This window comes from Flavilitoribacter nigricans DSM 23189 = NBRC 102662 (assembly GCF_002646595.1).
GTDB classification, from domain to species: Bacteria; Bacteroidota; Bacteroidia; order Chitinophagales; family Saprospiraceae; genus Flavilitoribacter; species Flavilitoribacter nigricans.
In genome coordinates this window covers 170429-186883 of record NZ_PDUD01000034.1, presented here as the reverse complement: position 1 = coordinate 186883, position 16455 = coordinate 170429, and the positions used below count along the sequence as shown (strand labels likewise).

The following is a 16455-nucleotide window of genomic DNA, read 5'->3' as shown; positions in this document are numbered from 1 at the left end:
TGAACCAACTGAGCACTAAATTCGGTTGATTTGAATAAGCTAGAATAAAAAAAGCACTACAACCGACATGGCTATAGTGCTTTTTATAGTGGGCGGTGAGAGACTCGAACTCCCGACCCCCTGGGTGTAAACCAGGTGCTCTGAACCAACTGAGCTAACCGCCCAAACCTCAGAACAGTAACTCTTTTAATCCGACCCTCCCGATAAAATCGGGATGCTCTGAACCAACTGAGCTAACTGTCCGGCTTGCAATGCAAACGCTTTCTTTCAAAGCGAGCGCAAAGCTAAAAACCTTCGCGATATCTACTTAATTTTTTAACAAAAAAATGAAAATAAATCAAGCAGATCAGCAAAAAGAAGCGCCTCAGGTAGGGCTCGAACCTACGACCTACGGATTAACAGTCCGCCGCTCTAACCAGCTGAGCTACTGAGGCAACTAGGTTTCAAAATCTCCTTTCTTTAAAAGAGCGGTGCAAATGTAGTACATTCAAAATAATTGTGCAATATTTGTGCGAAAATTTTTACAAAAATAAATTTCGATGAGTTTACTCACTGTCGGCACTGTCGCTTTTGACGATATCGAGACGCCCTTTGGCCGGGCCGAAAAGATCGTTGGAGGCGCAGCCACCTATATTGCACTTGCTGCTTCTTATTACACCGATCAACTGAAAATAGTTTCCGTGATCGGCGATGATTTTCCAAAAGAAGAACTGGACTATATGCGGTCGAGAGGCATTGACCTGGAAGGCCTCCAGGTGATGCGTGGCGAAAAATCCTTCTTTTGGGCCGGCCGCTACCACGATAACATGAACGCCCGGGATACCCTGGACACCCAACTGAATGTGTTGGCTAAGTTCGATCCGGTACTGCCCGCGAGCTATAAAAAGAGCGATTATCTGATGCTGGGTAACCTTACGCCTTCTATCCAAAAGCAGGTGATCGATCAACTGGAAAGCAAACCCAAGTTGATCGCGCTGGATACGATGAACTTCTGGATGAATACGGCCCTGGATGAATTGATGGAAGTGCTGAAAATGATCGATGTACTCATCATCAACGATGAAGAAGCCCGCCAGCTTTCCGGTCAGTATTCCCTGGTGAAGGCCGCCGCTGCCATCCATAAAATGGGGCCCAAATACCTGGTGATCAAAAAAGGTGAACATGGCGCATTGCTGTTCGAAGGAGAGCATATCTTCTTTGCTCCGGCGTTGCCGCTGGCCGAAGTGTTTGATCCCACCGGTGCCGGCGATACTTTTGCCGGCGGTTTCATGGGCTATATCGCTTCTACGGAAGATACTTCTTTCGAGAACATGAAAAGAGCCGTTATTTACGGTTCGGCCATGGCCAGTTTCTGCGTGGAGAAATTCGGCATTGAGCGGCTCAAAGGTTTGACGGACGATGAAATTACCGAGCGGATCACCCGCTTCGTTCGTTTGGTAAATTTTGACGCCAAACTCTAAATGGGCATTGCAAAATAAGCGTGATCGCTGGTCTCCGCGTGAGATCCGGGATCACGCTTATTCCGCTATTGCTGCTATGCTGATCACTGAGCTGCCAGGCTTTTCACTACTTCCAGGGTCCGCCGGATCTCCTCCGGTCGCATATAACCCGAAATACCCATTCGAATAACGCCGCCCTGTTCCGCCAGTCCCAATACCTCGGTGGAACGAATGGCGTAAAAATGGCCGGACCAGGCAAAAATGTGATGCTTGGCCAGTTTCTCACAGGCTTCGTCGGCGTTCATATTCGGAAGATTGAAGGCGATCGTGGGTGCCCGGTCCGGTACATCGATACCCGGTCCGTAGATCTTTACGCCCTCAATGGCCGCCAGTCCATTATACAATTCCTCAAACTGTTGTTGTTCGTACTGTCGGAGCGACTGCATGCTGCTGAGCAGTTGCTGGCGCAGACTGTCTCCCGTTCCGTAGGATGCAATAAAGTCGATCGCAGCCTGTACGCCGGCAATTGCGGCGTGGTTGAGGGTGCCGGTCTCGATACTGTAGGGCGCGTGCTGGTAGGTCGTCCGTAGCCGATCGGGCTGAAGGCGATCCAGCAGGCCGGGCCGGGCGTAGAGGAGCCCCACGTGCGGTCCGTAGAACTTATAGGCAGAACACAACAGGAAATCGCAACCCACCTCCTGCACATCGATCGGAAAGTGCGGGGCATAATGCACGGCGTCCAGTAGGAGCCACGCCCCCGCCTGGTGGGTTAATTTTCGCACTTTACGGACCTGATTAACCGTTCCGAAAATATTGGAGGCCCAACCCATCGCAACGAGGCGCGTGCGATCGGAAAGCAGATATTCCAGCGCTTCATAATCCAGTACCCCTTCCGGCAGCAGGGGGATTTCCTTGACGATAACACCCTGATCCCGCAGGCTAATCCAGGGGCCACGGTTGGATTCGTGGTCCAGCTGGGTGATGAGGATCTCGTCTCCGGGTCGCAGGGCCCGTCCGATCGCCCGACTCAGGGAAAAGTTCAGGCTGGTCATGTTCTGCCCGAAAGAGATCGTATGCGGGCCCTCCGCTCCCAGGAAAGCGGCTACTTTTTCGCGGGTACCGTCCAGGATCTCATCCGTTTCCCGGGTGGTAATAAAGGCGCCATGACTGTTGGCATTGCTGTTTTTATAGTAGTGGCTGATCGCGTCGATAACGCTGTTGGGCACCTGGGTACCGGCCGGGCCGTCCAGAAAAACGAAGGTTTTCCCGTCCTGTTCGCGTTGTAAAGCCGGAAATTGCTGATAAAACTGATCGTTCATATCAAGGGTGGTTTTTGGGGTAAAGATAACCGATGTATGATCAGCGTAGGATATTTTTGTAATTTTCAAGATCTTAATTTCAACCCATCACCCGTATGCAACGCCTGTTAACCATTCTACTTTTCTCGTTTCCTTTATGGGCCCTGGCCCAGGATCTTTCCACGCAGCGCATCGAGCAGCTAGCTGAAAAACACGCCCGGCAGACTCTGCCGGAGTTGGTAGAATTCCTGTCTTTGCCGAATGACGCCCATTTTCCCGAGCAATTGGAACACAACATTGCCTGGCTGGAAAAAGCATTCGGCAAACGCGATTTTACCGTAGAACGCCTGTCGACCGGTGGTATTGATCTGGTACTGGCCAGATACCAACAGGATCCCGCATTGCCCACCGTGCTCATCTACGTACAGGTAGACGGCCAGCCGGTAGATCCGGGCAAATGGCAGCAGGTGAATCCGTTCACGCCTACTTTGAAACAACAACAGGCCGACGGAGCCTGGGAAGCGATAGAGCTGAAAAAACTGTACGCCGAACCCAATCCGGACTGGCGCATATTTGCCCGATCTGCATCAGACGCCAAAGGGCCGATCAATATGTTCCTGGCGGCCTGGGATGCGATGAAAGAGGCCGGGAAGTCGCCTCTATACAACATTAAGCTCATCATGGACTGCGAAGAGGAAATGGGATCGCCCAATCTGCCGCCGGCCGTAGAAGTGCACCGCGACAAACTGGCGGCCGATCACCTCATCATTCTGGATGGGCCGCCCCATATTTCCAATGCGCCCACCCTGGTATTCGGTGCCCGCGGGATCGCCACGGTACGCCTCACCACCTACGGTCCCAGGGTGCCCCAACACAGCGGTCACTACGGAAATTATGCACCCAATCCAGCATTGCGCCTGGCCCAGTTATTGGCCGGTATGAAAGACGATCAGGGTAGAGTGACCATTCCGGGTTGGTACGATGGCATCAGCATCGACCCCGAGGCGCGCACGGCGCTCGAACAGGTGCCGGATGATCTCGAGGCCATCAATAAAAAATTAGGCATTGCCGAACCGGACGCCGTCGGCAATACCCTGCAGGAGTCATTGCAGTATCCGTCGCTGAACATTCGGGGCCTGTCTTCCGGTTGGGTGGGAGCGGCGGCCCGTACGATCGTGCCGGCAGCAGCGGTGGCCAATCTGGACATTCGTCTCGTGCGGGAAAGTGATCCGGAGCATCTGATCGGCCTGCTGCGGGATTACATTCGTTCGGAAGGTTATCATATTCTGGAGGAGGAACCTACGGATGCTGAAAGGGCCGCTCATCCCCGTTTGTTGTCGATGGGATACCAGATCTCCTACGCGGCTTTCCGGACGGACATGGATTCGCCCACGGGCAAGTGGCTGGAGCGTGCCATGACGCATACTTTCGGCAAAAGCCCTATCCTGATCCGGACCCACGGTGGCTCGGTGCCCATTGCCCCGTTTGTGAAAACGCTGGATGTGCCGGCGGTGTTGGTGCCGCTGGTAAACCCCGATAACAATCAGCACAGTCCCAACGAAAACCTGCGTATCGGCAACTATTTTAGTGGAGTTAGAACTTGTTTGGGTATATTGACCACCGGATTATAAAAAACATGGATTAGTATGAAAACACACACAATTGCCCTCGTCTGCCTGGCATTGGCCTGGAGCGGACTGCTGACCGCTCAGTCCGGACTGAGTGCAGAGAAGAAAAAAGTGGTACAATATCTGGAATCCCAGAAAGACCATTTTGCCGACTGCGCCCACCGGATCTGGGAATGGTCGGAATTGGGTTACGAAGAAGAAAAAAGCTCGGCCTTGCTCAAAGACGAATTGCGTAAAGCGGGCTTCGCCCTGAATGACGGTTCCGACGAACTCCCTACGGACTTTGTTGCCTCCTTTGGCTCCGGTAAACCCGTCATCGCCATCCTGGCCGAATTTGATGCCCTGCCCGGACTTTCCCAGGCAGCGGTACCTTACCAGCAAAAAAGAGAAGAAGTTAGTGCCGGACATGCCTGCGGGCATCACCTCTTCGGCGCCGGCTCCGTAGCGGCGGCCATCGCAACCAAAAAGTGGATGGAAGAGACCAATACCGCCGGAACCATTCGGCTGTACGGTACGCCGGCTGAAGAAGGCGGTGGCGGTAAAGTATTCATGGTAAGGGCCGGCCTGTTCGACGATGTGGATGCGGTACTGCACTGGCATCCTTCCAGCATGAACAGTGCGGACGCCGGATCTTCACTGGCGATCAAAACGGGTAAATTTCGCTTCTACGGAGTAGCTGCCCACGCGGCCGGAGCGCCCTGGGTGGGCCGTTCGGCGCTGGACGGAGTGGAAGCCATGAACTACATGGCCAACCTCATGCGGGAACACGTTGAGCCGGACTCCCGTATCCACTACGTCATCACCCAGGGTGGCGATGCGCCCAATGTGGTGCCCGCTTTCGCCGAGGTGTATTACTACGCCCGCCACCCGGATGTGGCCGAAGTGAAAAATATTTTCGACCGTTTGATCGAAATAGCCGAAGGTGCCGCTAAAGGCACCGGCACCAAAATGGAATACGAAGTGATCACCGGATTGTATAATTTGCTGCCCAACGAAACGCTGGGTAAAATGATGCACCAGAATCTGGAAGTGGTCGGTGGCGTAAGTTACGATGCCGAAGAGACCGCTTTTGCCGAAAAGATCATGGAAACCTATAATGCCCGCGGACTGACCCCGAAATCCGCCGAAAATATTATGCCCTTCACCGTTCGGGAACGCGGCGGTTATGCTTCTACGGATGTCGGTGACATCAGTTGGGTGGTACCCACGGCGGGTCTGGGTGCAGCTACCTGGGCGCCCGGCACGGCGGCTCACAGCTGGCAGGCGGTTGCCGCCGGCGGCATGAGTATCGGTCACAAGGGAATGATGGTGGCGGCTAAGACCATCGCCCTGACGGCCATGGATATCTTCAAAAATCCGAACGTGACCAAAGAAGCCAAAGAGGAACTGGACCGCCGCTGCGGAGAAGATTTCGAATATGAATCGCTGGTCGGAGACCGGAAACCTCCCTTGGATTACCGGCAGAAGTAAGTAAACTTCCAGCATTGGGATAATGGGAAGTAAAGCCATAGACCGCCCGAACTTCCTATTATCCCAAGCTCACAGCCCTTTTTAGTCTACCAACATCCCCCATTGATCTAACAATTACCCCTATTCTTCAGGGCCTTCGTAATTTCGGCCGTTCCCTGGCCCGTATATCTAAAGCCGGGAAATCGAATCATACGGTTATGAATTTACTTGAAAACATCTCACTGGCATTTCGTTCGGTTCGCGCCAACTGGCTGCGGGCTATTCTTACCCTGACGATCATTGCCTTCGGCATCATGGCCCTGGTAGGCATCCTTACCGCTATCGACAGTGCCATCTATTCGCTGAGCAGTAATCTTTCTTCGCTGGGAGCCAATACCTTCGATGTGGATCCCCGGGGGGATGGCGTACAGGGTAACCGGCGTGGCCGCAGAGCCAAGCGCGGAGAGCCGATCACTTTTGATCAGGCGATGGAGTTTAAAGACCGCTACATCTTTCCGGTGCGTACCTCCGTTTCGATGAACTGTACCGGTAATGCGACGATCAAATACGCGAACGAAAAGACCAATCCCAACGTACTGATCTTTGGGATTGACGAAAATTACCTGGAAGCCAAGGGATTCGAAATGGCAGTTGGCCGGAACTTTACGGCTTCAGAAGCCTTGAATGGCGGTTACCGGGCGATTATCGGGGATGAGATCGTACAGGACCTGTTTGGAGGAGATGCGGAAAAGGCATTGAATAAGACCATTGCGGCGGGCAATATCAAGTTTAAAGTGATCGGGGTGACCGCCAAGCGGGGATCCAGCATGAATCAGAGTGAAGACCGCCGTATCCTGATCCCGCTGCAAACCGGGAAACGGTACTACGGTACTCCCAATACGAATTATAACCTGCTCGTAGCCGTTAACGATCCGACCAAAATGGACCAGGCGGTGGGCGAAGCAACCAGTGTATTGCGTAACGTGCGGGGATTGACCGCTTTTGAGGAGAATGATTTTGAGATCTCCAAAAGCGACGGTCTGATCGATATTATCAAAGAAAATACCCTGTATTTCCGGCTGGCGGCGATCGGTATCGGTCTGGTTACCCTGCTCGGGGCGGCCATCGGCCTGATGAATATTATGCTGGTGAGCGTCACGGAACGTACCCGGGAGATCGGGATCACTAAAGCTGTAGGCGCTACCCGGAGAAATATTATGATCCAGTTTTTGACCGAAGCGGTACTGATCACCCTGATGGGCGGAGCTGTCGGTATTCTGCTGGGCGTTCTGGTTGGAAATATCGTAACCTTCCTGATGGGTGGCAGTTTTCTGTTTCCCTGGCTCTGGATCACCGTAGCGGTGGCTACCTGTGTGGGCATCGGGTTGTTGTCCGGTTTGTATCCGGCTCTTAAGGCTGCTCGTCTGGACCCGATCGAATCGCTGCGGTACGAATAAAAAGATGAAGCTGGCCCGATAATCCATAGCCAGTGAATACCGAGGTTATCGCTGCAAGGCTGAAGTTGGAGTAACCCCAAAAAACAAGAAAGTCGTAAGCACCCGATGGGACAGCTTACGACTTTCTGCTTTCCGGACTACAGCGATCGTTTAGTACTCCGTAGTCGACATGATGTATTCGAGATGTTCCATAAAGTCCCGCTTTTCTTTGCCGGGAGCGTGTACAAAACCGTCGATGAACAGCAGTTCATTTTTATTCGGATTGTGGATCAGGTAGCTCACAAAGGCGCCACCCATAAAGTCGTTCTCGATTTCCCAGATACCGCGTGCTTCCAGAGCGTACTGGTTGTGGATCGTTTTCACTTCCGTAAGCATCGGCAGGTCAATGTCGTTCACCCGCATGTAGGTATTCGGCAGGGTAGAGGAGATGTATTTCCGACCCAGGGAATCCCGGATAGCTTTGATCCCTTCTTTGGACAATTGTTTCTCGTTGCTGTACGCCAGCTTGTGGATGAGCAGGTTAGAGCTGAGGTCATCCGTTTCCTTACGCAGCCAGATCACTTCATCGTCACTGATCGCTACGAAATAATCGCTGGGGATTTTAATGTCCGCTCCCATTTTGCTTCTTACCTCGTCCTGGATCTTTGGATTTTGTCCCTGGAAGAAGATGGTAGCGGCGATACGGTCGCGTTCCCGCTGTTCGATCCGCTTGTAGATCGCGGGGAAATTAGCTTTGATATTGTCAATTAACTTGTCTTCCGTCCAGCCGAACTGGTAAGCCAGTAACTGACCTTTGGCCCATTTATCCCGACCGATGGTTACATTATAGGATTCATCCTCCTGAGAACGGCGTACTTTTTCCGTACCCAGGTCCTGCCGGATCATCTGGGAGGTGGGTGATTCTTCATCCGAAAGATTAGCTACGATCAGATAGGTTCTCAGTTCCCGCCGCATAAGCTGGGCCTCCATATCGTAGGGCGTGAAGTGGACAATGTCGAAGATGGGTTCCGGTTGCGGCAGTATCGGGTAAGCGGCACCGTAGTAATAACGGATCGAATCTCCGATCCGGCTTTCCCAAACGTCCTGGTCCGCCACTACAACCAACTGGTTGATCCTTCCGTAAGCAGTCGGTACCGGCCGCAATCCCTGCCGCATATCCTCACTACAGGAAGCAAACCCCAAAACAACACCCAAAAGGACAAGTATTTGAAAAAATTTATTTTTCGGCATATTCATTTGAGTTCCTTTATTAAAATATTCGATAAAGTTAAAAAGATTCCCCTTTACTCGTCGAAGAAAAAGCCGGGGAAACTACTATTAGAACAGATGTCGTTTGCCGAAGTTTTGGTGTAAGATGATGATTGTAAGCTGTTACGATACTGTTATAGTTTACTCCTTTTTTAACAAATGGAACTTTTGGCGGGAAACAATTTCGTGGGGAAGGCAGGCCGCGGCTCATAAGGTGACGGACCATCCTCTGGTTGGGAACCGGTGTAAGTGAATTTTCAGAAAGTAATATCCCGGATCTTATCGAGGTACGAACGGCTCACCCGTACGACGTCGCCGTTGATCATCCGGATATCGTAGGAGGCTGGGTACTTAAAGATCTCCTGCACTTTACTGATGTTGATCATACTGGATCGATGAACGCGAATGAAGAGTTCCGGATCCAGCTTTTCTTCCAGCTGGCCGATACCGAAATTACTGAGATAAGTCTGTTTGTCGGTTACCATATTGGAATAGTCGCCATCGGCGTTGATCCAGATGATGGAGGCGGTCGGTATGGCGATCAGTTTCTGTCCGCTCGAAACGAGTATCCGGGCGGGATAGATCTGGCGTTCCTGTTTCAGCAGGCTTTCGGCCAGGGCGTGCAGGCTGTCCAGTGGTTGCCGTTGCCGGACTTCGAGACGTTCTACGGCCCGGTTAAAGCGCTCCCGGGTATAGGGTTTGAGCAGGTAATCCACGGCGTTAAGCTCAAAAGCGTTGACGGCGTACTGATCGTAGGCCGTGGAAAAGATCACCTTGGGACTTTCCTTTAAATGACGCAGCACTTCCAGACCCGTCATCCCCGGCATTTCAATATCGAGGAATACGATATCCGGTTTGAATTCGTGTACTAGTTTGATACCGTCGACCCCGTTATTGGCTTCTCCGATGATAACCAGTTCGGGATAATGACTGAGGTATTCCCGCAGCAGGGAGCGGGCGGGAGCCTCATCGTCAATTATGATCACTTTTTGCATAGCTGTTGGAAGTTGAAGCTAAATTAAGGAATTATCCCGGCCGGGTGACCGCCTGGCCGACGAATGCACATATAGGTCGATCAATGGTATTTCCTTCCTTTGGGCGGTCTATATAGCCGTTCACCGAAATCCGATGGTGAGCCGGGCGAAAGCACTGCATCTTTGTAGCAAATCGAAAATGATATGAAAACAGTGTTTCTCCGGATCATCCGAACCATAACCTTTTTATTTCTGGGATTTAGCGGCCTTTTAGCGCAGGCGGATCTGACCGGGGCCGAAGCGGTGATCGAAAAGTTTAGCCGGCAGGATCAGTTCTCCGGAGTCGTCCTCCTGGCGGAGGATGGGAAGATCGTATACCAGCAGGCGGTTGGCCTGGCGGATCGCACTTCCGGCAAAAAGCTGGAGCAGGGAACCAAATTCCGGATCGCCTCCATCACCAAGTCATTTACGGCTTTAGTGATCATGCAATTGTACGAGGAAGAGCAATTGTCCCTGGATCAATCGGTGAATGAATTGCTGCCCGGACTTTTGCCGGATACTTTTAGCAGCGTAAAAGTCCGCCACCTGCTTAACCACACCTCCGGACTACCCGGAGAAACGGACGAATTTTATGCGGAAAAACTGTCACCGGAGGTAATGATCCGCCGTCTTACCGAGAGAGAACAGCCACGGCAACCAGCAGGTACCGCCTTTAATTACAATAATGTGGACTACCTGCTGCTGGGGCTGATCATCGAGGATCTCAGTGGAAAGCCCTGGGAAACGGTCATTCGGGAACGTATCCTCATCCCGCTGGAAATGCACGATACCGGTTTTCTGGAAAAAGATGCACTGCCGGCTGATCTGGCCAGTGGTTACTTATGCGAAAACGGGGATTGCGTTCAGGAGCCGGATTACTACATTGAAAATTATTTCGCGGCGGGCAGCATGTATGCTACCGCAGCCGACCTTTTGAAATGGGATCAGGGGCTCTACGGAGAAAAACTGCTTTCCGAAGCGGGAAAAACCCTGATGTACACTTCCGATCCGGCTCTGGGGTATATCGCCTTCGGATCCTGGACTTTCCACCATCCGTTTATTGCCGGTAACCCATTTACGGTAGAAAGGAGAGGTGGTATTCTGGGGTTCAACAGCGTGATCATGCGGTTCCCGTTGGCAAAAAAGACGCTGATCATCCTCAGTAATACTGATCAGTTTAACCCGGATACCTTCGGAAATTCGGAAAATATCAAGGAGCAACTTCTGCGAATACTCTTCGCTTCCGGAGGCGATTAAAGCCCGACCGGTCGAAAAATGAAGTGCCTGAATTCCGAAAACCGAGCTCCTGCCGGTGAGTAACGGCATCCACCTAGCACTGGTCGAAATAATTTAGTTGCTCGTGGAGTGAGGTCTACATTTGCAGAACAATTTGATCAAAGGAGAAATAATATATCCCCTGAGATCACCCGACTAATTGAATTCTTTAAACCGGAAATGCTGGGGTTTCCCAGCGGATCCGGTAAAACCGCCCGACATGAAAAACATTACACTTCTCCTACTGGCCATGGTCAGTAGCCTGAGCATGGTTTATGCTCAATCCAACGGAAAAATTACCGGATCTCTGCTCGATGCTGATGGGCAACCCGTCAGCTACGCCAACGTGATCCTGTTCGCACAGGCCGATTCCAATATGGTAAAGGCCGAGATCACCGACGACAAGGGGATCTTCCAGATGAGCGGCATTGCGGCCGGTGATTACTGGATGAAAGCTTCCTTTGTCGGTTTACCCGACTTTACCTCCGAAGTCCTGCACGTTGAAGCCGGACAGACGCTGGCGCTGCCGGCATTCCGCCTGCAGCCTTCCACCAACGAACTTTCCGAAGTCACCGTTACGGCTACCAAGCCATTGGTGGAGGTCAAACCGGATAAGATGGTATTCAACGTGGAAGGCAGCATCAACGCGCAGGGAAATACGGCGCTGGAATTGCTTCGCAAATCTCCCGGCGTGATGGTCGACAACAACGACAACGTCATGCTGCAGGGCCGTAGTGGTGTTCAGATCTATATCGACGGCAAGCCTTCTCCGCTGAGCAGCAGCGATCTGGCCGCCTATCTGGAAACCCTGCAATCTACCGAGATCGAATCGATCGAGATCATCACCAACCCCTCTTCGAGATACGATGCCCAGGGAAATGCGGGGATCATCAATATCAAGATCAAAAAAGATAAGAATTTGGGAGCGAACGGCAATTTCGATGCGGGTTATTCCATCGGAAAGCTGCCGCAGTATAATGCCAAACTGAGTGGTAACTACCGCAATAAAAAGGTTAACCTCTTTGGTAGCTACGGCTACGGTGAAGGCCGCAACCGCAACCTGTTCAACCTTTACCGCGAACAATCCGGACTGGCTTTTGATCAGAAGAACGTCAACCTGAGCGAATGGAACAACCACAATTTCCGCGCCGGAGCCGACTTTTTCCTGAGCAAAAAGAGTACGATCGGGGTGATCGCTAACGGGAATGTCAGTGACTACCAGGGGAATTCCAACAGCCGCACTACCATCGCCACGATCGGTGTCGGAGCCGTAGACAGCATGTTGCTGGCCAGCAATCTTCATAACGGTATGCGTTCCAATTACAACTTCAACGTCAACTACGCCTACGACGGAGGTAACGGTACAACCTGGAACGTTGATGCCGATTACGGTATCTTCGAGAACGACGGAGACGAATACCAGCCGAACCGCTATACCGACCCCACAGGTACGGAGGTCTACGAAGAACGGATCTACGCCAATGAGACCCCAACCTCCATTGACATCTACACCTTTAAGATCGATCACGAACGCAACCTGTTCGGCGGTAAGGTGGGCACCGGTATCAAGCTGGCCCAGGTGAACACGGATAACACCTTCAATTTTTACAATGTCCTCAGCGGCGATAATGTGCTGGATGAGAACCGTAGTAACCAGTTTGCCTACAAAGAGAATGTCAATGCAGCCTATCTGAACTACTCCGGTAAGTTTTCCGATAAGTTCAACTTTCAGTTCGGACTGCGGGCCGAGCAGACCAATTCGGAAGGCGACCTCACGGCTTACGTACCGACCGAAGACGACAATGTAAAACGCTCTTACCTGGATCTGTTCCCCTCCGGTGGTCTGACCTACCAGGCCAACCAGATGAACAGCTTCCAACTGACTTACAGTCGCCGGATCGACCGGCCCAGCTATCAGGACCTTAACCCTTTCCAGAACCGTCTGGACGAATTGACCTTCGAAAAGGGTAATCCCTTCCTGAATCCGCAGTATTCGCACAACTTTCAGTTGACGCATACCTACAAGTACATGTACAACACCAGTCTGAGCTACAGCCGGACGACGGACCTGATCACCCGGATCACGGATACTTCCGGGGTGAGTTCCAGCTTCATCACCTGGCTGAACTTGGCCCAGCAGGATGTACTGAGTCTGAGCTTCAGCGCGCCGATCCAGATCACTAAATGGTGGAATAGCTACGTGAACGTTACCGGCTCGCACACCAGCAATACGGCGGATTATGGCGATGGTAAGATCGTGGATCTCAGTGCCTTTTCTTTCAACGCCTACGCCCAGCAGACCTTTAGCCTGCCCATGGATATGAAACTGGAAGTATCCGGTTGGTACGCAGCGCCCGGTATCTGGGGCGGTACTTTCCAGACTACGGGTATGGGTAATGTAGACATCGGAGTACAGAAAAAGATCCTGGACGGACGGGCCAACCTGAAAGTAGCGGTGAGTGATGTATTCCGGACCAACCGCTGGAGCGGGATCAGCCAGTTCGGTGCCCTGTACATGGAAGCCGGAGGCAGCTGGGACAGCCGTCGCCTGCGCGTGAACTTCTCCTACCGCTTCGGCAACGACGAGGTAAAGGCAGCGCGTCGCCGGAAAACGGGTCTGGAAGACGAACAAAGCCGGATCAAATCGGAATAATCTGATAACTCAGTACCGTGATCGATCATCACGGTGGGTAAAATAAAAAAGGGGATCAGTCATAATTTTGGCTGATCCCCTTTTTTATTCGGCAGTCTCACTGCATCAGATGACCAATCGGCCCGCAGCCCACTGTACGCCCGCTTCGAGCTTGGGCAGGGTAGCCTGTAGCTTGATCAGCTTCAGCTCCGCGTCGATCAATTTATTCTCCCGGGAGTTGATCAGGAAAATTGAACTCTCACCGATGCTGAATTTACGGAGTTCGGCATCGAGTAAACGTTGATAATTCGCTACGGTTTGCTGGTAGAGGTTCAACTGATCGCGGGTGGTTTCCCACTCGGCAAAATAACTCAGGATCTTGTTGTTGATGCTTAATCGCTTTTGCTGCAGCCCATAGCCGGCATCCAGCAGTTTCAGATCGGCCTGGGCGAGTTTTCCTCTTTCTTTTCGCAAAAAGAGCGGCATTTCAAAACTGAGTCCGATCTTATAATTTTCCGTGATCAGGTTGCTGATCGCGGCATCGTTGCTACTCTGGTAGTTGAGATCGAAACCATTGCCGAGGAAGTTGTATTCCAGGTCCAGTCTTGGTTTGAGCTGTTCGGCGGCCAGTCTGCGGTCAATTTCCAGTTCGGAGATCTTGATCTGGTATTGCCGGAGTTCGGGGTGGATATCCTGTAGATTGGGTAGGATCTCCGCCAGCTCAAACGGTAGTTGTTCATTCACCCGGAACAGGGTATCGGGTAAGGTAGTCATATCCAGTTCGAGCGGGATCTCTCCTTCTTCCCACAGATAATTGGCCAGTTGTAAGCCCGCTTTGCGAAAATCCAGTTCGGCCTGCTGGACTTCTAGCGTACGATTCTGGACCTGGACGAACGATTCGAGGGTATCGATGGCCGGTTTATCACCCTGAATAAAACTCTCTACAATGGCAAACTGACGCTCCCGGGCGTTCTCCAGGGCTCGCTGGTATACCTGCCATTGCTGGTACGCGGCCCACCATTCCCAGTAGGCTCTGGCCGATTCCCACTTCAATTCGTTCAGCAGTATTTTTTGTTCGGCTTCATTGCGGGCCTGCATGAGTTTGGCCTGCTGCAAGGTTGCCCGGCGCTCATCGATAAACAGGCCGCGCAGTGCCGACGCTTTCACTCCGACTACCGCCTGCCCAACCGCCGGCAATCCGTTCTCGGGATTAACGTAGGTACCCCGGGCGGTCTTATAGGAACCTTTCAGTTCCAGTCCGTACCAGGTCGGGATTTTCAGCCCGCTTTCGCTGAAGGTATAATATTCGGTCCCTTTGAATGATTTCTGCTGCCATTCGGCGTAAGCCTTGGGATCAAATGCGCCTCTGGCCGCCCGGAGTTTTGCCTCCGCCTGACGTTCCAGCAGGGCGGCCTGCAGCGCAACCGGATGGTGGTCCTGTATACGTTGGTAAACTGCTTCTAGGGAGAGCTGGCGGGGGGCATTCGATGACTGGGCCAGGATCGTCCGGGAGCCGAACAACAAGGTAACCGCAAGGAATGCCAAAAGTGAACCATTGAATTTCATGTCGAAAAATTGAATTGCGATTTGCAAAATCACTGCCTCGAAAAAGATAGCACGGAACGACCTTCCGCTATTTTATACTTTTCGCCGGAGCCTTCATCTTGGGTTCTTTCTCCGTTTTGTTCCTGGCGTAAAAGTCCGGAGGGAAGCCATTCAGTTGTCGCCAGATCTCGTACCACACCGGAACATCATTGAGCAACGCTATACCCCGGGCACCCGAACCGGGGCGTAAGGCCCGGGGCCATTCCATACTGTCCTGAGCCAATTTGGGAGATACGAGGATCCGGTAGCTGCCATTTGGACTAATGTTGTTATCAATAGCAACGACGTTTCCGCTGAAAGTACCGAAAGACTGTCCGGGCCAACCGGAAAAAACGAAAGCCGGCCATCCGTCAAAAATGAACCGCACTTCCTGACCGGTCGTGATGAGCGGGAGATCCATTGGCTGGACGTACATTTCCACGGCCAGTTCGTAATTGGCGGGCATAATGGTCAGGATCGGATCCCCTTCCTTGACGATCTCACCGAGGCCGGCCTTTATGGCCTGCGTGATGTAACCGTCCTGGGGAGCGGTGATGAAGTACATGTTGTTCCTTTGGGCGTAATTGGCCGTCTGTATCCTCAATTTGCTGGCCCCCGCTTCAGCTTCGTGTAAGCTGGATAGGGTAGCGAAACGATCGGACTGCGCTTTGGCTACCTTTTGGTGGTATTCGTATTCGGCGGTGCTGAGGGCCAGTTTGGTATTCGCCAGTTCGTTTTGACTTTCCGCCAGTTTGTTGCGGTTCGTGATCACTTTGGCGGCGGTCTCCTGTACCTTTAGCCTCTTTTCCTCCAGTTCGGTCAGCGATTTGATACCGGCATCGTAGAGTTCCTGGGTACGTACCAGCCGCTGCCGGGCGATGTCGGCGTCCAGCTCGCTCTGCACTACCGCGGCACTGTCGGCGGTGATCTTGAAAGCCATTTGCCGCACCTTGTTTTCCAGTTGTCCGCGTTTATTCTGCCATTCCAGGTGTAGGGCCCGGATCTGATCGTCCAGGGCTACCGCTTTGGAATTATAGGCGCGAATGGCGCCCTCTTTGGCGAATACCTGTTCCTGTGTCCGGTTGACGAGGTCCGGATCAAAATAATCCGTTTTCACCTCGGTGATGTGAACAATGGTGTCTCCCTTTTTAACGAGTTGGCCTTCCTGTACGTACCAGGTGTCGATCATGCCGCCGATAGCAGTCGTGATCACCTGTGGACGTTCGGAAGGGCGCAGGGTCGTCACTTTACCGTCGGCCTGAACGTTTTGCGTCCAGGGAAGGAACAGGATCAGAATGACGGTGATCAGTATCCCGATCAGCCAGCGCTGAAACATCCGATGGGAGCCGGATAGGCTCGTTTGCTGAAAGGATTGGAAATGCTCCGTAACAACTTTCGGATTGATGGAATTTTTTGAAATATTAAGCATGGC

At 52.3% G+C, this 16455-nt stretch carries 11 protein-coding genes and 2 tRNA genes; 6 read left to right on the top strand and 7 right to left on the bottom strand.

Going from position 1 to position 16455, the window contains the following annotated elements:
• Positions 1-89: 89 nt before the first annotated feature.
• A tRNA-Val gene (locus tag CRP01_RS29190) sits at positions 90-164 on the bottom strand.
• A 196-nt stretch (positions 165-360) separates the two neighbouring features.
• Positions 361-434 (bottom strand) — tRNA-Asn (locus tag CRP01_RS29185).
• A 105-nt stretch (positions 435-539) separates the two neighbouring features.
• Between CRP01_RS29185 and CRP01_RS29180 the strand changes: the two genes are divergently transcribed.
• On the top strand, positions 540-1460 hold the full coding sequence (locus CRP01_RS29180) for a PfkB family carbohydrate kinase (RefSeq protein WP_099153599.1): 921 nt from the start codon (positions 540-542) through the stop codon (positions 1458-1460).
• Between the two features lie 83 nt (positions 1461-1543).
• Here the strand turns inward: CRP01_RS29180 and CRP01_RS29175 are convergent, their stop codons facing one another.
• Positions 1544-2758 (bottom strand): cysteine desulfurase-like protein, encoded by a 1215-nt coding sequence (locus tag CRP01_RS29175; protein WP_099153598.1) that lies wholly within the window; start codon positions 2756-2758, stop codon positions 1544-1546.
• Positions 2759-2853: 95 nt separating this feature from the next.
• On the opposite strand from CRP01_RS29175, the gene CRP01_RS29170 reads away from it, so the two are divergent.
• The 3 genes from CRP01_RS29170 (at position 2854) to CRP01_RS29160 (ending at position 7271) form a co-directional block, all read left to right on the top strand.
• A complete protein-coding gene (locus CRP01_RS29170) occupies positions 2854-4368 on the top strand; it encodes a M20/M25/M40 family metallo-hydrolase (protein WP_099153597.1) in 1515 nt (504 codons plus the stop codon).
• A 15-nt stretch (positions 4369-4383) separates the two neighbouring features.
• Positions 4384-5835, top strand: coding sequence for an amidohydrolase (locus tag CRP01_RS29165; protein ID WP_099153596.1), 1452 nt, complete (start codon positions 4384-4386; stop codon positions 5833-5835).
• Between the two features lie 197 nt (positions 5836-6032).
• Positions 6033-7271: an ABC transporter permease gene (locus CRP01_RS29160; RefSeq protein WP_099153595.1), complete on the top strand. Its 1239-nt coding sequence runs from the start codon at positions 6033-6035 to the stop codon at positions 7269-7271.
• A 150-nt stretch (positions 7272-7421) separates the two neighbouring features.
• Here the strand turns inward: CRP01_RS29160 and CRP01_RS29155 are convergent, their stop codons facing one another.
• A complete protein-coding gene (locus CRP01_RS29155) occupies positions 7422-8465 on the bottom strand; it encodes a DUF4837 family protein (RefSeq protein ID WP_170110588.1) in 1044 nt (347 codons plus the stop codon).
• Between the two features lie 311 nt (positions 8466-8776).
• Positions 8777-9514 (bottom strand): LytR/AlgR family response regulator transcription factor, encoded by a 738-nt coding sequence (locus CRP01_RS29150; RefSeq protein WP_099153593.1) that lies wholly within the window; start codon positions 9512-9514, stop codon positions 8777-8779.
• A gap of 183 nt (positions 9515-9697) precedes the next feature.
• Between CRP01_RS29150 and CRP01_RS29145 the strand changes: the two genes are divergently transcribed.
• Both CRP01_RS29145 and CRP01_RS29140 read left to right on the top strand, forming a co-directional pair.
• Positions 9698-10789, top strand: coding sequence for a serine hydrolase domain-containing protein (locus CRP01_RS29145; RefSeq protein ID WP_099153592.1), 1092 nt, complete (start codon positions 9698-9700; stop codon positions 10787-10789).
• Between the two features lie 238 nt (positions 10790-11027).
• Positions 11028-13460 carry a TonB-dependent receptor gene (locus CRP01_RS29140; RefSeq protein WP_099153591.1) on the top strand — a complete coding sequence of 811 codons (2433 nt, stop codon included), beginning with the start codon at positions 11028-11030 and terminating at the stop codon, positions 13458-13460.
• Between the two features lie 105 nt (positions 13461-13565).
• On the opposite strand, the gene CRP01_RS29135 is transcribed toward CRP01_RS29140, so the two are convergent.
• Positions 13566-15005: a TolC family protein gene (locus CRP01_RS29135; RefSeq protein ID WP_099153590.1), complete on the bottom strand. Its 1440-nt coding sequence runs from the start codon at positions 15003-15005 to the stop codon at positions 13566-13568.
• Positions 15006-15072: 67 nt separating this feature from the next.
• The gene (locus tag CRP01_RS29130) at positions 15073-16452 is read right to left on the bottom strand and encodes an HlyD family secretion protein (RefSeq protein WP_099153589.1); all 1380 of its coding nucleotides are present in this window, start codon (positions 16450-16452) and stop codon (positions 15073-15075) included.
• Positions 16453-16455: the final 3 nt, after the last annotated feature.

What these genes read in the sequence shown, in the direction of transcription:
- CRP01_RS29180 (WP_099153599.1), top strand. Translation starts at nt 540, where the DNA reads ATGAGTTTACTCACTGTCGGCACTGTCGCTTTTGACGATATCGAGACG.
- CRP01_RS29175 (WP_099153598.1), bottom strand. Translation starts at nt 2,758, where the DNA reads ATGAACGATCAGTTTTATCAGCAATTTCCGGCTTTACAACGCGAACAG.
- CRP01_RS29170 (WP_099153597.1), top strand. Translation starts at nt 2,854, where the DNA reads ATGCAACGCCTGTTAACCATTCTACTTTTCTCGTTTCCTTTATGGGCC.
- CRP01_RS29165 (WP_099153596.1), top strand. Translation starts at nt 4,384, where the DNA reads ATGAAAACACACACAATTGCCCTCGTCTGCCTGGCATTGGCCTGGAGC.
- CRP01_RS29160 (WP_099153595.1), top strand. Translation starts at nt 6,033, where the DNA reads ATGAATTTACTTGAAAACATCTCACTGGCATTTCGTTCGGTTCGCGCC.
- CRP01_RS29150 (WP_099153593.1), bottom strand. Translation starts at nt 9,514, where the DNA reads ATGCAAAAAGTGATCATAATTGACGATGAGGCTCCCGCCCGCTCCCTG.
- CRP01_RS29145 (WP_099153592.1), top strand. Translation starts at nt 9,698, where the DNA reads ATGAAAACAGTGTTTCTCCGGATCATCCGAACCATAACCTTTTTATTT.
- CRP01_RS29140 (WP_099153591.1), top strand. Translation starts at nt 11,028, where the DNA reads ATGAAAAACATTACACTTCTCCTACTGGCCATGGTCAGTAGCCTGAGC.
- CRP01_RS29135 (WP_099153590.1), bottom strand. Translation starts at nt 15,005, where the DNA reads ATGAAATTCAATGGTTCACTTTTGGCATTCCTTGCGGTTACCTTGTTG.
- CRP01_RS29130 (WP_099153589.1), bottom strand. Translation starts at nt 16,452, where the DNA reads ATGCTTAATATTTCAAAAAATTCCATCAATCCGAAAGTTGTTACGGAG.